The organism is Sphingobium sp. LF-16, from assembly GCF_003711185.1.
GTDB lineage: Bacteria > Pseudomonadota > Alphaproteobacteria > Sphingomonadales > Sphingomonadaceae > Sphingobium > Sphingobium yanoikuyae_A.
Window position 1 is genome coordinate 1,967,798 of sequence record NZ_CP029335.1, and the last position, 14,703, is coordinate 1,982,500.

The following is a 14,703-nucleotide window of genomic DNA, read 5'->3' on the forward strand; positions in this document are numbered from 1 at the left end:
GTCGGTCGAGGTGAAGAGAATGACGGCAGCGCATAGCAACCCCTACGATCTCTGGCTTGGCGATGATAACCACAAGTGCCTGCCCGTCCTAGACAAGCAGGACATAGATGGCATCCTCGCCGAGGTGGCCGTCCGCGTGGGATCAGGGATGGGCAAAGGGCCTCCTCCCGCAATGACTGCTCTCGACCTCGAGCAGATTCAGGTCGCCGACTACGCTGCGTTCGATGGAGTGAGCGAGGCACAGGCCGGAGCCATCAGGAAGTTTCACATGCAGTCCCCGATCCGGCCGGATGAGATGCTTTACCTTGGCTTGAGGTCGCTGTTTCAGTTCACATGGCCGGAACCGGAAAGCGAACACGACCTCCGCTTCGCCGCGGCCTACGACTTCGTCCTCAATCAGATCCTGGCTGACCGCGCCTTGAAGATGTCGAAGGACTTCTCGAACGAAGCAGGGCTATTACCGTACTGGGCGCGAATGGCTTTTCTGCGCGTGTTGCGCGGGATGCCATTCGAAAACGCCGCGCGCTTCGGTCTCAGCGGCGTTGCTGTCGCCATGGTGAAAAAGGCCAAGTTCAACGCCACCACGTGGGCCTTCGAAAATGGACCAGTGATCGCACTGAACTACGCTCTCGAACCGATCCTGAAGCAGCTCAACCGTTTCATCCTGCACTATCATTCCACAAGGGAGATGGCCGGCCCAAGTAGGCTCGAGCGGGCATGGCGATGCATGGTGCCCATCGTCCTGCACTTCTGGTCGGACGTGTCCCCGGCGCGAATGTTGGAATCGAGCGTCACAATCTACGGGAAAGACTCGGCCATAATGCTTCATCGGCTCACCAGCAGCCAAGTCGACTTCATTGTCAGCCATGAACTCGGCCATGTGGCGCTAGACCATCCCCGTCGGCTGCAAAAGGCACGTGAAGCTGGCAACGCGTCGCTCATTCGGCATGAGTTCGAGTTTGGAGCTGACGCATTCGCGCTTGGCCTGATGCGATCTAGACTGATTGACCGCATGAAGCATCTCGCCAATGATGAGACCAAACCAGATGACACCGCTAGTCCAGCCAGCGATATGCTTTTCGAATTGCATGAGCACCAGCGTGAATTGGGCGCCACTTACCTGCTCTTCATTTATATGGACTTCATCCAGCGCGCGGGCGAGATGCTGGGCAAGCGCTTAGCCCATAGGGTTCCTATTTCGGAGCGCATGGACACGCATCCGCACGCATCTCAGCGACTCGACCGGCTCGAGCTGATGAACGCAGGTGACCGTCTCTACACGAGCCCACTGAAGCGGTTCGCGCGCGATTTCTTCGAGGACATATTGATGTACGCCACCGCGCTTGAGGAGGAAGAGCTCGCGGCAAGCCTGGCGTAAGCGCTTGAGTTCCCGAGAAGTAGACAGTTTGCCGCTGGCCTCGCATTATTCGTAAAAGGCTTACTATCTCCAGCGCAGGGCGCTGCAAACCCGAAGGCTCTTGTTCGGGCAAGTTGCGCATTCGGCCACGGTCCAGCACAACTTTCCGGCCTCAGCAGCGCTGACTTCGACAAACATGGCATCAGCAGTGTGATGCCAGGCGCGTTGGTTTCGCAATTTGGCATATGTAAGCCGCGACTCCGCAACCGGCCCCGCCTGGCCAGCTCCGGTGTCGCCAGCAACGAGAAGTCCGCAAGGGCAGGTTTCTACCATATGACAATAGCGTTGACACAGGGCGTGAACATCCTGTTGGTCGCGCGGGAGTATCTGCTGTCGCTTACGTTCGGAGCAGACTTGGTCACGCTACTAAGACGACGCCTGTTGTCGCTTGTCAGTGCGCAGGTTCTCGACGCCGCCGCCGCGTCCAGTTAGCAGCATCCGATGTCCAATCGATCCATTCCGCACCCAGCTTTTGCCGGGACGCCTCTTACTTGTAGGGTATGATACCGCGTGAAAAAATTCCCTTTGACAGGCGAAGAAATCGCCGTTTCCGCCGTGAAGGATTTCAAAGCCTTTTTTCTTGGCGGGCGTGCTCCCTCGATCCGGGTCAAGGCCGAGACGGCCCATATCGCGGCGGCTCGGCGGGATAATGACGGCCAATATATCGCCCTCTCGCCCGACATGGCCAATGACGTGATCAAAGATGCCGACCGCTTCCATTTCCATCTGCTCATCATCGGGCACGAGATTGCCCATGTCGTTCATCGGCACCTGATGGCGAGAACGCGATCTCCCGAGGAAGATAGAAGTCTTGAATTCTGGGCAGATTTCTATGGTGCCAAGGTCATGATGACCTTGCTAATCTACGGGCAGCGTATCCGGTCCCTGCATAATCAGCTATATGACGGCGAGCGTTTCCATGAAGGTCTCGAAAGCATCGGCCGAGCCGCCGGGCTGCTCGTGACATCGGTTTACAACGATCATGCGAAATATCCCCCGAAGCTGATGCGTGTGGGTCTGATCTCGAACGGGATAAGTTCTGTCCTAGAGCCTCATATGCTCGCCCATAAAGTCGATCCTATTTGGCGATTTGGGGTGATCAAACGCGTCGGCTCGCACGAAGCCGTGCGCGAGCTCACTCTGACATCTCCCGAGTCCGTCGTCGGCGGTGAAGACGACATCGAGCGCGCAATGGATTGGCACAGGCGTCTTCAGGGCAAGGATCGCAACCTTACGTCGGGTATCAATCCGAAATTCGAGCACTTTCTTGGCACAAACTTCAATGTGCCCGCAGAAGCAATAGAAGAGCTCCGCAAGGCGCGGCTTACCCAGTTGCAGGCTGAGGGGTATCTCCTCGACGAAGCCGATGGCACGGTTTGACAGCCACCATCCCGGCGTAGCAAGAGTTTTGCTGCGGATCAGCTGCGCCTCGCGAAGGCGGCGCCTGGAGGTGACCTTCAGCAAAGTCTGTCAGGAACAAACTCCACGGTGCCCAAGCTAGGCGCCCAGCTCTGGTGGACAACTGCTGGGATAGCAGATCGTCAGCAGCTGGGTATCAAATATTGCATGCTAAAAGTCTGCAAAAGGGGGCGCTGCAGGAAGCTAGAGCTGGGCCGCTATCGCTCTAGCGGAGTGGCCCAGAGTGGCAACGAGCGGAGCGCGATATTCTTATCGCTCGAAAAACCGATCGACGAGTTGCGTTATATGCGGCCTCACCAGCACGGTGATGTGCTGTGGGATATGGAGGAGGTAGGTGGCGTCGCACCGGGCAAGGTCGAAAAGGGACCTAGCGCATCCTCCGCTGGCGCTTTTAGTGTCAAATCCGGCTCGGGTATCGGACGGAACCGCCGCTGCCAGGCGCAGTAGCAAGGGCGAGGCACCACGGCGGCCTATGTGCCGACACGGCGCGTCCACACGCTTACCGCGTCCAGGTCCGGCTAATCGCGTATTCGCTCTCGATTGGATCGCCATTTTCATCGCTGCCCGGCACGAATTTCGCCCGTCGCGTCCACCCCGCGCAGCTGGCCGCGTCCAGTTCGGCAAAGCCGCTAGAGGCGGTAATGGTGCAGCCGCTCACCTTGCCCTGCGGGTCGATCTGCAGGGTCGCGGCTACGGTGCCTGCCGCTTGGGTGCGATAGCCGCTGACCGGATAATCGACCAGCGAGAGCCAGCTCTTTTCATCGCCCAGCGGGCGGGGCTTTTGCAACGGCGTGAAGGCACCGACCCTGCAGGACCATACTTCCTTGCCAGTCCCATCCAGGACGATCAGCCGCTCAGGTTGTGCGTGCACGGTGATCGTCTGGGTAGCGATGTCATATGGATTGTCTAGGCTGGGTTCGCCGGGGCTTTCTTCCTCGCTGACATAAGGGGAGATGAGTCTGGCAATGAAGGCGATCTTGCCGCCGGCCTTGAGGGCCGGCGCGCCCGCGATGGGCTGGGGCACGGCGAACTTGTAGCCATAGTCTCCCGATACACAGCCCATGAGGTTGGCGGGCATGTCGAGCGCGACATTATATTCGAACTCGGCCGAGGACTTGACCGTTACGGGAATGCCCATGCGCGTCTTGGTGCGGTAGCTGCCCAGCGGCTTTACATCGCGCCAAACATTATGGTTTTTGTAGAAACTGCCTTCGAACAGTTGTTCATCCGCCTTGTAGGCAAAGGGCACGTCCTCATTGTCATTGAGGGACTCGCAAAACAGGATCGGCTCACCGCCCAGCGCGGATTGCAGCCGGTCGGACCTTTCGGAGAACTGCGCGCTGGTTTCGAACTCGTTCTTCGCCGCCGTGAGCAGCTCGCGGTTCATGTTGAGCGCGATCGCCAGATTCTTGAAACTCGCCTGGCGGCAGGCAGCACCGATTGGCGTGGCTGGCGTGTAGCGGTTGAGCACCAGATGTCCGGCGAGCACTTGCGAGGGCGACAGAGGTTTGGAGGCAGGCGTAGCCGCTCGTTGCTTTGCCGCAGGTCTCCGAGCCGGCGCGCCCTGCGCCATCGTCGCTGCGATCAGCATGGCAAGCGCGCCTGATAAGAGCGCCAAGCGTCCGGTCTTCATAGTTCTATTCCCCGATCGCCATCTTCACGCCCCCCGTAAAGATGATCGCTTCCGATAGAACAGGCTGATGGCGCGAGGCAATGGCACAGTTTGCGATCGCAGCCCTCAGCGCCGCGTGCGCTAGGCGGTCCTGCCTTACTCGTGCAGCGTCTTCCGGGCTTGCGATCGGGTGGGGCGCCGGTACGATGCGCCGACGGTCTAGCTGTCCAGGACGCACCGTGAACCGCCCTAGTTTACAGGAGGCTTATGATCTAACAGTCCAGTAAGCGGACCGTCAGCTGGTCGAGATTAAAAGTCGGCGGCTAAACGGCCGAAATGGGTCGAGGCTGTCGTCTAATAGCGGCCCATCCGCAAAGTTGGACCGCCTTTGGTAAATCCAGACAGCCGCCCTTGACCCTGTAGTTGATACAGGCCTTATCAAGCCTTCCGCACTCGGCGTTCAATGCCGGGCGGGAACGGGGGCAACGTGAGTTTGATGGTTCGAGCCAGCAGGGCCTATGCCGGGAGTAGCGCGCTAATAATTGCGACCATGATGGCCGGCCCAGCTTACGCGCAGGCCGACACCGATCATGCCGAAGAGACTGAAACTGAAATCGTCGTCCAGGCGACACGCACCGGGCGCAGGGTTCAGGACGAACCGATCCGCGTTGAGGTCATCAATCGCGAGGAGATTGAGGAGAAACTCCTCATGCGCCCTGGCAACATCGCCATGCTGGTGAGCGAGACGCCTGGCGTGCGTGTCCAGACCACATCGCCTGCACTGGGCGCGGCCAATGTCCGTATCCAGAGCCTGAAGGGCCGCTACACCCAAATACTGGCTGACGGATTGCCGCTTTATGGTGGGCAGACCCCCTCCATTGGCTTGCTACAAATCCCGCCCACCGATCTCGGCCAGGTGGAGATCATTAAGGGCGCCGCATCGGCGCTCTATGGCCCCTCGGCACTGGGCGGCGTTATCAATCTGGTGTCGCGTCGTCCGGCCAGCGAACCGCAAGGCGAACTCCTGCTCAATGCCACCAGTCGGGATGGGCAGGATGTGACGGGGTATGTCGCCGCGCTGCTCAGCAGCGTGTTCAGTGCCTCGCTCACGGCCGGCTACGACCGGCAACGCCGTCAGGACCTGAACGATGACGGCTGGGCCGATATGCCCGGCTATGAGCGCTTCACAATCCGGCCCCGGCTGTTTCTCGATGCTGCCGATGGGACGAAGGCCTTGCTGACCTTCGGCGCAATGGCGGAGCAGCGCGACGGCGGAACGATGCCAGGCGCGAATGCGCCGGACGGATTGCCGTTCGCGCAGACGCTGCGCAGCCGGCGCTACGACCTCGGCCTTACAGCAGAAACACCGCTGGAAGGAATCGGCACGCTGCGTCTGCGCGCCTCGGGCGTTATCCAGTCGCATCGCCATGTCTTCGGCGATACGATGGAGAATGACCGTCACCGCACGGCATTTGCCGAGGCGTCGGTCGGCAGAAAGTCAGGTGCGACGACATGGCTGGCAGGCGCTGCGGTCCAGTTGGACGACTATCGATCCAAAGCGTTCTCAGCCTTCGATTACAGTTACACCGTGCCCGCGCTGTTCGTGCAGGGTGAGCAGGAACTGGCCGACCGGCTGATCCTGGCGGGAAGCCTGCGCTGGGATGCCCATAGTGACTACGGCTCGCACGTAAGTCCGCGCCTCTCCGCCCTCTATCGGCCCGGTCCCTGGACGATCCGCGCTTCATTGGGGCGCGGCTTCTACGCGCCGACGCCGTTCGTCGAGGAGACAGAGGCCAACGGCCTCGCCCGCCTCCTGCCCTACGGGAAGCTCAAGGCGGAGATCGCCGACAGCGGGTCGATCGACTTCGGCTATGCCAGTGGGCCGTTCGAGGCGAACCTCAGCATGTTCGCTTCCAACATCGACCATGCCCAGCAGTTGCAGATGGTGGACGCGGATCATGTCACGCTCATCAATGCCGATGGCGTCACGCGGACGCGCGGTGCCGAAGTGCTTCTGCGCTATCATTGGCGGGCTCTGTCTCTGACCGGCAGCTACATCCATGTCGCTGCGAGTGAACCGGACCCAGACGGATCCGGTCGACGCATCGTGCCGCTGACGCCCCGAGACAGCGCGGGCCTTGTCGGCATGTGGGAGAAGGAAGGGCGTGGCCGCTTCGGGATCGAGGCCTATTATACCGGGCGGCAGTCGCTGGACGACAATCCCTATCGGACGCGCAGCAAGCTCTATGTTCAACTGGGCGCGATGGGCGAACTGATACTGGGCAAGGTCAGCCTGTTCCTCAATGCCGAGAACCTGCTCAATGTGCGGCAGACGAAATATGATTCGCTGCTCCTGCCACGTCGGGCGGCGACGGGTGCATGGACGGTCGATGCCTGGGCACCAACCGATGGCTTCGTCCTCAACGGAGGGGTGCGGATTCGCTTCGGCGGCGACTAGGCTCCCGCCTCAGTTCGCCGCGCGCCTGGTGGATTATCTGCCATCCGCCGGACAGTGCCAGCGCGGCCATGATTGCTGCGACCACGATGTCCGGCCAGCCCGTGCTGGTGCCGAACACGCCCAGCGCTGCGGCGACCACGGCGATATTGCCGATCGCATCGTTGCGCGAGCAGATCCAGACCGAGCGCCGGTTGGCATCACCTTCGCGGTGACGCCAGAGCATCGCGGCGCAGGCAAGGTTCGCGACCAGCGCGATCACGCCCACGATACCCATAGTCTCTGCGGCAGGAACAGTTCCTTGCGTCGCCATCCAGATGGTGTTGCCCAGCACCCATACGCCGAACAACAGGATCGACACGCCCTTGGCCATCGCGGCCCGCGCCCTCCAGGCCAGTGCCATGCCTGCAACGCCGAGGCTGATCGCGTAATTGGCTGCGTCGCCCAGGAAGTCGAGCGCATCGGCCTTGAGCGATGCGGACCCAGCAGTGACCCCGGCGACAATCTCCACGCCGAACATGACCGCGTTGATCACGAGCGCAATCCACAGCACGCGCCGCCAGACCTGATCGTTCAGTTGTTCCGCACTATCCTGGGATCCGCCGCAGCATCCGCCTGCCATATCCATCTCCCGAACAAAGTGATGGCGAGCTATATAGTCCCTGTAGCAACTACAGGGTCAAGGGCATGGCATTCACGATCGGCGATATGGGCAAGGCGACGGCCACGAAGATCGAAACGATCCGCTATTATGAGAAGATCGGCCTGCTACCCAAACCGGCTCGCACGACGAGCAACTACCGGGATTATGGGCAGGCGGAGCTTGGCCGACTGTCCTTCATCCGGCGTGCCCGCGACCTTGGATTCTCGCTCGATCAGGTGCGGGCGCTGCTGAGCATCTCGGGCGACCGCAGCTGTGATTGCGCCGGTATCGACCGGATCGCCAAGGAGCACCTGCTGGAAGTGGATCGCAAGCTGGCCGACCTTAGCGCCCTTCGCAAAGAGCTTAAGGCCGTGATCGATTCCTGCGATGGTGGCATCGTTGCCGATTGCCGTATCATCGAGGCGCTTGGGCCTGCGCTGCCGGACTGACGATGACAATTGCTGGCTCGCTGAGGTCCGAAGCCGCTTGTCTCCTTCCGGCAGGTCTGGGGCATCCGGAATAGGGAAGCAGACGGGCCGCTCTTGGGATGCAGAAATTTGCGGCTGAGCGTCTCATAAGGGTCGATTTTTCCAGATTGCGCAAATCTCGACCACTTGGGGACGACCGCGCTGGCGTCTCCGGTTGATCCAGCGAGTCCGGAGGTTACCGTATCAAGCCCACAAGCGCAGCGAACAGCGCGCCGCACAGGATGCCCAGGGCCAAGACACCATTCATTTCGAACAACGATGTTGTGCGGGCGGTGGGGTCAGTGTCTGGGCGGCGCAAAGGTTGTTTCTCCAATGGCTGGTTTGGGATGAAACGACCACTCTCGTCGATAGTTGCGCGGCTCAGTGGCGGCTTTGAGGTGATCACGCTCGATGATGATCTCGTTTCGACAAGCGACCTAGCGTGATTGATAGGTCAGTCGCGTTCAAATTGTCGAGCACGATCAAGATGGTGGAACGAAAAGACCCCGCCATTTTTAGCGGGGTCAGTAATCGTTCGATCGTAAAAACGAACGTCGGGTCGCTCGACTCAATTAGCAGCCCGGTCATCCGGCGCAATCACCCGAATGGGGTATTTCTCATCTCGGGACGATGTCGCGCGCTTTCATCTCCTCGATGACCTCGCATTCGTAGTCGGAGAGATTTTCAGGATCGGCATCGTTCCAGATCGCTATCAAGCTGGCATCGTCAAGGTCGCAGACATCCGGCATAGCGTCTCTCCTGGAGAAGCGATGCCATCATCGATCGCCTCCTTTGCATCACGAAATCGTTGACGCTCTTCAGGAGTTCCGGGCCGAGGAAATCGGGAAACATTTTGTCATTATCGGAGAGTTGATCATCCGCCCCGCGACGCAAGGTCACGCACTACACTTCGGCCTGGCGAATAATCCAGCGTCAAACCAGGCGAAGGGGCCCCCTCGACATGAGGTGTAACGAAGCACTGATGACACAATGACCTCAACATTCTTTCAATCCGATAGCCGAGCATGAGCAATAGTTCATTGAACGGTACTGGTAATGACATCTGTCCTCTGCCAATGGCGACATCCCCATGGTCGCCATGAAGAAGGGATAAGAATGTCCGCTGAAGAAACGCTCATCACGCTCACCGCCGATATTGTCGCTGCCCATGTCAGCAACAACAGTGTTGGGATCAATGATCTTCCTTCCCTGATCGCCAATGTGCATGGCGCTCTGGCTAGCCTGAGCGAACCTGCAGTTGCGGAAGAAGTGAAGCCAGAGCCTGCGGTTTCTGTGCGCGCGTCGATCAAGCCGGACTATATCGTCTGCCTGGAAGACGGGAAGAAGCTCAAGATGCTCAAGCGTCACCTGATGACCCATTATCAGATGACCCCGGCAGACTATCGCGCCAAGTGGGGCTTGCCTGCGGATTATCCGATGGTCGCCCCCAACTATGCTGCGCAGCGCAAGGAACTGGCCCACAAGATCGGCCTCGGCCGCAAGCCGCGCGCCGCTGCAGCGGCCCCTGCCAAGCCGGCCCGCACCCCGCGCAAGACGAAGGTCGCCGAACCGGCCTAAAGACAGCTATGCGGGGAGCGGCAGAGCCGATCCTCGCATCCCCATGCGATCACGCGACCAGCGCCTCCTGCGGCACCGCGATCATGCCCAGAACATGATCAGCCCACGCCTGCAGCATCCGCCGACGCGGCGTCAGGTAGAGAGCGCTGTTATAGGCCCCACGCACATCATCACGATCAGCATGGGCCAGCGCCACCTCGATCCAATCTGGCCGATAGCATTCCGCTTCATTGGCCCAGGTCGAGGCGAGGCCGCGGAACCCATGCACAGTCTGCCTGCCGCGATAGCCCATGCGGTAGCAGCCATAGATCATCGTGTTCTGCGATATCGGTAGCGCAGGCTTATCGCCGGCAAAGACATAAGGCCCCCGGCTGTAAACCTTGACGCTGTCGAGCAAGGCGACGGCCTGCCGCGAAAGCGGCACGATATGCTCGCGCCCCATCTTCATCCGCTCGGCCGGCACCCGCCAGATGGGATCAGGGCCATCCAGCCCCTCAAACTCCTCCCATGTCGCATGACGCGTCTCATTGGTTCGCGCCCAGGTCAGCAGCGTGAACAAGAGCGCGTCGCGCGTGACCGCACGCCGCCGTGGATTCTCATCGCCATCATAAGCGTCGATCGCCCGAACAAGCGCTGGCAACTCCCCTGCCCCAACCCGCGCCATATGCCGCACCCGAGGCTTGGGCCGCAGCAAGGTGGCAAGACCAGCTGCAGGATCATGGGAGGCCCAACCCTGCGGGATGGCAAAGAGATAGACCTGGCTCACATGCTGACGCAGCCGGCGGCTGACATCGAGGGCGCCGCGCGCCTCGACCGCCCGCAACATCGTCAGCACATCGCCTGCAGTGATGTCCTTGAGATCGCGCTGCCCGAGCGACGGGAACACATCGCGCTCCAGACGCGACAATATGCGTGCCGCATGCCCCGGCTCCAGCCCGCTAGCCCGATTGCCATGCCAAGCCCGCGCAGCGGCCTCAAAGCTGGTCACAGGCGAGGGAGCCTTGGGACCGGGATCCTCGCCCCGCGCAAGGGCGAGCTTGGCCTCAGCGCGGCGCAGTCGCGCCTCAGCCAGGGTAACCTCCGGGTAGCGCCCGAACGAGAGCAGCTTCTCCTTGCCGCCGAACCGATATTTCATGCGCCAGAGACGCGAGCCCGTCGGACGGACAAGCAGATAAAGGCCGCCGCCATCGCCAAGCTTGTAATCCTTGGAGCGCCGACTGGCGTAGCGAACCTCGAGTTCCTTGAGCGGCATAGGGGGTATCTCCTGCTGGGCACAGGCATTACCCTCCAAAACACCCCCAAAAGCAAATCGACGTCCTGGTATCAGGCGCGATCCGATGGGCGGCGCTGCATCCCCAAGAAACGGCGCAAATCCGTCAAAAAAGGCATAAAAAAAACCGCCCCGGGATGATCCGAGACGGCTTGGTCTGTATGTGTATGGTTGCGGGAGTAGGATTTGAACCTACGACCTTCAGGTTATGAGCCTGACGAGCTACCGGGCTGCTCCATCCCGCGACACTGGGCTTTTGTGTGGCCCTGATACGCAAAAAGGGCGGCTTTGCGGGCCGCCCTGTTTTGTAACATTGTGATGGGTTTTTGATCCGTTGCTATGCGCGTGCTTCAATGCCTGGCGACGCCCTACTCTTCCAGTGCTTGAGCAATAGTACCATCGGCGCAGACTGGTTTCACGGCCGAGTTCGGGATGGGATCGGGTGGGTCACAGACGCTATGGTCACCAAGCAATGAAGCAGGCGCATAACTGCGGGTTTTTAATCGATACCGTGCACTATTCACTTTCACTTGGGAAAGTGAACAACAAGAGCTTGTGTGTTTGTATGTTCGTATATCTGGGCTGGCTTAAAACCACGCCATCAGCGCCTTGGCTGTTTCCAGCATTGTCGTTGATGGTGGGACTCTTAAGCGCGAACAGAGCAATTAGGACTGGTTAGCTCCATGCGTTACCGCACTTCCACATCCAGCCTATCAACGTCGTGGTCTACGACGGCTCGATGAAATCTTATCTTGAGGGAGGCTTCCCGCTTAGATGCTTTCAGCGGTTATCCCGTCCATACATAGCTACCCTGCTGCGCCACTGGCGTGACGACAGGTACACCAGAGGTATGTTCAACCCGGTCCTCTCGTACTAGGGTCAACTCCTCTCAAATTTCGACGCCCACGGCAGATAGGGACCAAACTGTCTCGCGACGTTCTGAACCCAGCTCACGTACCACTTTAATTGGCGAACAGCCAAACCCTTGGGACCTGCTCCAGCCCCAGGATGTGATGAGCCGACATCGAGGTGCCAAACGATTCCGTCGATATGAGCTCTTGGGAATCATCAGCCTGTTATCCCCGGCGTACCTTTTATCCGTTGAGCGATGGCCCTTCCACGAGGGACCACCGGATCACTATGACCGACTTTCGTCTCTGCTCGACTTGTCAGTCTCGCAGTCAGGCGGGCTTATGCCATTGCACTCTAACAGACGGTTTCCAACCGTCCTGAGCCCACCATCGCGCGCCTCCGTTACTCTTTAGGAGGCGACCGCCCCAGTCAAACTACCCGCCACAGAGGGTCCCTGCACCGGATAACGGTGCGAGGTTAGACATCAGAAAACAACAGGGTGGTATTTCACCTATGGCTCCACATCAACTGGCGTCAATGCTTCAAAGCCTCCCACCTATGCTACACAGTTCTTTCCTAATGCCACTCTGAAGCTGCAGTAAAGGTGCACGGGGTCTTTCCGTCTAACCGCGGGTACTCCGCATCTTCACGGAGAATTCAATTTCGCTGAGCATATCCTGGAGACAGTGGGGAAGTCGTTACGCCATTCGTGCAGGTCGGAACTTACCCGACAAGGAATTTCGCTACCTTAGGACCGTTATAGTTACGGCCGCCGTTTACCTGGGCTTCAATTCAGAGCTTGCACTCCTCCTCTTAACCTTCAGGCACCGGGCAGGCGTCAGGCCCTATACGTCGTCTTGAAGCCGACTTAGCAGAGCCCTGTGTTTTTGCTAAACAGTCGCTACCCCCTGGCCTGTGCCCCCCATCAAAAGTTGCCTTAAGATGGGGCCTCCTTCTTCCGAAGGTACGGAGGCAATTTGCCGAGTTCCTTCAGGATACTTCTCTCAAACGCCTTGGTATACTCTACCATTCCACCTGTGTCGGTTTAGGGTACGGTCTATACGGTGGGGCTATTTCCTGGGATCCCTTCACTGCCCGGAGCAATCCAATAAGCCCGAACAATTTACGGCATCCGTCACACACCACCAGGCCCACGAATATTAACGTGGTTCCCATCGACTACCCCCTTCGGGCTCGTCTTAGGGGCCGGCTTACCCTGCTCAGATTAGCTTTAAGCAGGAACCCTTGGAATTTCGGCGAGAGGGCATCTCACCCTCTTAATCGCTACTCATGTCTGCATTCGCACTTCCGATACCTCCACGGTCGGTTACCCTTCCGCTTCAACGGCCTACGGAACGCTCCGCTACCGCTCAGTCAAAGACTGAACCCTAAGCTTCGGTGCATCACTTTAGCCCCGTTACATCTTCGCCGCAGGATCTCTTATTTAGACCAGTGAGCTGTTACGCTTTCTTTAAAGGATGGCTGCTTCTAAGCCAACCTCCTGGTTGTTTTGGAAATCCCACATGCTTTCCCACTTAGTGATGACTTGGGGACCTTAGCTGTAGGTTAGGGCTGTTTCCCTTTTGACGACGGACCTTAGCACCCGCCGTCTGTCTGCCGAACTAGACTCGTTGGTATTCGGAGTTTGGTTAGAATTGGTAGATCTCGCGACCCCCGCATCCATCCAGTGCTCTACCCCCAACGGCAAATATTCGACGCTCTACCTCAATAGATTTCGCGGAGAACCAGCTATTTCCCGGCTTGATTGGCCTTTCACCCCTAAGCACAACTCATCCGACAATTTTTCAACATTGAACGGTTCGGTCCTCCAGTGCGTGTTACCGCACCTTCAACCTGGTCATGCATAGATCGCCGGGTTTCGGGTCTAATGCATCAAACTATGGCGCCCTATTCAGACTCGCTTTCGCTGCGCCTACACCTAACGGCTTAAGCTTGCTTGATACACTAAGTCACAGACCCATTATGCAAGAGGTACGCGGTCAGGTCTCAAGGACCCTCCCACTGCTTGTAGGCATCCGGTTTCAGGTACTGTTTCACTCCCCTCATCGGGGTGCTTTTCACCTTTCCCTCACGGTACTGGTTCACTATCGGTCATGTACGAGTATTTAGGCTTGGAGGGTGGTCCCCCCATGTTCAGACAGAGTTTCACGTGCTCCGCCCTACTCAAGTCCTGATGTTTCATTTTCGCATACGGGGCTGTCACCCGCTATGGCCGAACTTTCCAGATCGTTCTGCTAATTAAACATCAGGCACTGGCCTGGTCCGCGTTCGCTCGCCACTACTAACGGAATCTCGGTTGATGTCTTTTCCTCCGGGTACTGAGATGTTTCAGTTCTCCGGGTTCGCTTCACCAAAGCCTATTTTATTCAGCTTAGTGATACCTCTCCCATTTAACTACGCGACCGGCGAACCGATAACGGAATTAAATGGTGAAGGTGGGTTGTCCCATTCGGAAATCGCGGGATCAAAGCCTGCTCACGGCTCCCCCACGCTTATCGCAGCGTGCCACGTCCTTCATCGCCTGTACATGCCAAGGCATTCACCAGATGCCCTTACCTCACGCTTGAGAGTCCACACCACCAACGACAATACTGGGTAGCATTTGTCGAAAGCTGTATCGGTGTGGTTATTAAACTCAGCCAGATAATCTTGTGTGTACAACATCGCCCGCTTTCCGGATGCTCCCTTGCGGAAACACCAAAAACCGAACCATGTCGCCACGGCATCGATTAAAAAACCCATTCACAATGTCAAAGAGGCTCGCGCTGCGAGCCATATCACCGGACGTATCCGGCAAACCGCTACTCTTCATCTCTAGAGAATTCTGATCTGCTCCGCGAAACATCGCTACGCAGTGGTCAGCAAATGGTGGAGCTTATCGGGATCGAACCGATGACCTGATGCTTGCAAAGCAACCGCTCTCCCAGCTGAGCTAAAGCCCCTCACCAAATGCTGGTGGGCCGGGGAGG

The 14,703-nt window shown here is 58.6% G+C and carries 9 protein-coding genes, 3 tRNA genes and 2 rRNA genes (1 of these 14 running past the window's edge); 5 read left to right on the forward strand and 9 right to left on the reverse strand.

The features are described from left to right. Positions 1–19: 19 nt before the first annotated feature. Positions 20–1,378 (forward strand): hypothetical protein, encoded by a 1,359-nt coding sequence (locus tag DIZ22_RS09200; RefSeq protein ID WP_122928127.1) that lies wholly within the window; start codon positions 20–22, stop codon positions 1,376–1,378. A gap of 549 nt (positions 1,379–1,927) precedes the next feature. Next, positions 1,928–2,797, forward strand: a complete 870-nt coding sequence (locus DIZ22_RS09210) for a hypothetical protein (protein ID WP_164488874.1) — start codon at positions 1,928–1,930, stop codon at positions 2,795–2,797. Positions 2,798–3,335: 538 nt separating this feature from the next. On the opposite strand, the gene DIZ22_RS09215 is transcribed toward DIZ22_RS09210, so the two are convergent. Beyond that, positions 3,336–4,469 (reverse strand): TonB family protein, encoded by a 1,134-nt coding sequence (locus tag DIZ22_RS09215; RefSeq protein ID WP_122928130.1) that lies wholly within the window; start codon positions 4,467–4,469, stop codon positions 3,336–3,338. 529 nt (positions 4,470–4,998) lie between these two features. Between DIZ22_RS09215 and DIZ22_RS09220 the strand changes: the two genes are divergently transcribed. Further along, the gene (locus DIZ22_RS09220) at positions 4,999–6,906 is read left to right on the forward strand and encodes a TonB-dependent receptor (RefSeq protein ID WP_206364623.1); all 1,908 of its coding nucleotides are present in this window, start codon (positions 4,999–5,001) and stop codon (positions 6,904–6,906) included. Here the strand turns inward: DIZ22_RS09220 and DIZ22_RS09225 are convergent. Further along, a complete protein-coding gene (locus tag DIZ22_RS09225) occupies positions 6,869–7,525 on the reverse strand; it encodes a cation transporter (RefSeq protein ID WP_122928789.1) in 657 nt (218 codons plus the stop codon). The genes DIZ22_RS09220 and DIZ22_RS09225 overlap by 38 nt on opposite strands. A gap of 65 nt (positions 7,526–7,590) precedes the next feature. Here DIZ22_RS09225 and DIZ22_RS09230 point away from each other — a divergent pair, with 65 nt between their 5' ends. After that, entirely contained in the window at positions 7,591–7,995 is a 405-nt protein-coding gene (locus DIZ22_RS09230) for a helix-turn-helix domain-containing protein (RefSeq protein WP_072895874.1), read from the forward strand. Between the two features lie 635 nt (positions 7,996–8,630). Here the strand turns inward: DIZ22_RS09230 and DIZ22_RS22390 are convergent. Then, on the reverse strand, positions 8,631–8,762 hold the full coding sequence (locus DIZ22_RS22390) for a hypothetical protein (protein WP_276309027.1): 132 nt from the start codon (positions 8,760–8,762) through the stop codon (positions 8,631–8,633). A gap of 367 nt (positions 8,763–9,129) precedes the next feature. On the opposite strand from DIZ22_RS22390, the gene DIZ22_RS09235 reads away from it, so the two are divergent. After that, on the forward strand, positions 9,130–9,591 hold the full coding sequence (locus tag DIZ22_RS09235) for a MucR family transcriptional regulator (protein ID WP_122928132.1): 462 nt from the start codon (positions 9,130–9,132) through the stop codon (positions 9,589–9,591). A 49-nt stretch (positions 9,592–9,640) separates the two neighbouring features. On the opposite strand, the gene DIZ22_RS09240 is transcribed toward DIZ22_RS09235, so the two are convergent. From DIZ22_RS09240 to DIZ22_RS09265, 6 genes are all read right to left on the reverse strand, one after another. Further along, positions 9,641–10,843: an integrase arm-type DNA-binding domain-containing protein gene (locus DIZ22_RS09240; protein ID WP_122928133.1), complete on the reverse strand. Its 1,203-nt coding sequence runs from the start codon at positions 10,841–10,843 to the stop codon at positions 9,641–9,643. A 186-nt stretch (positions 10,844–11,029) separates the two neighbouring features. Continuing rightward, positions 11,030–11,106 (reverse strand) — tRNA-Met (locus DIZ22_RS09245). 110 nt (positions 11,107–11,216) lie between these two features. After that, positions 11,217–11,331, reverse strand: a 5S ribosomal RNA gene (rrf, locus tag DIZ22_RS09250). 176 nt (positions 11,332–11,507) lie between these two features. Beyond that, positions 11,508–14,299, reverse strand: a 23S ribosomal RNA gene (locus tag DIZ22_RS09255). Positions 14,300–14,600: 301 nt separating this feature from the next. Beyond that, positions 14,601–14,676: transfer RNA gene (locus tag DIZ22_RS09260), tRNA-Ala, on the reverse strand. Positions 14,677–14,687: 11 nt separating this feature from the next. Further along, positions 14,688–14,703, reverse strand: a tRNA-Ile gene (locus DIZ22_RS09265) (it continues 61 nt past the right edge of the window).

Bases quoted from the DNA above. Each gene is read 5' to 3' on its own strand.
- DIZ22_RS09220 (WP_206364623.1), top strand. From the start codon at position 4,999: ATGATGGCCGGCCCAGCTTACGCGCAGGCCGACACCGATCATGCCGAA.
- DIZ22_RS09225 (WP_122928789.1), bottom strand. From the start codon at position 7,525: ATGGCAGGCGGATGCTGCGGCGGATCCCAGGATAGTGCGGAACAACTG.
- DIZ22_RS22390 (WP_276309027.1), bottom strand. From the start codon at position 8,762: ATGCCGGATGTCTGCGACCTTGACGATGCCAGCTTGATAGCGATCTGG.
- DIZ22_RS09240 (WP_122928133.1), bottom strand. From the start codon at position 10,843: ATGCCGCTCAAGGAACTCGAGGTTCGCTACGCCAGTCGGCGCTCCAAG.
- DIZ22_RS09230 (WP_072895874.1), top strand. From the start codon at position 7,591: ATGGCATTCACGATCGGCGATATGGGCAAGGCGACGGCCACGAAGATC.
- DIZ22_RS09215 (WP_122928130.1), bottom strand. From the start codon at position 4,469: ATGAAGACCGGACGCTTGGCGCTCTTATCAGGCGCGCTTGCCATGCTG.
- DIZ22_RS09235 (WP_122928132.1), top strand. From the start codon at position 9,130: ATGTCCGCTGAAGAAACGCTCATCACGCTCACCGCCGATATTGTCGCT.
- DIZ22_RS09200 (WP_122928127.1), top strand. From the start codon at position 20: ATGACGGCAGCGCATAGCAACCCCTACGATCTCTGGCTTGGCGATGAT.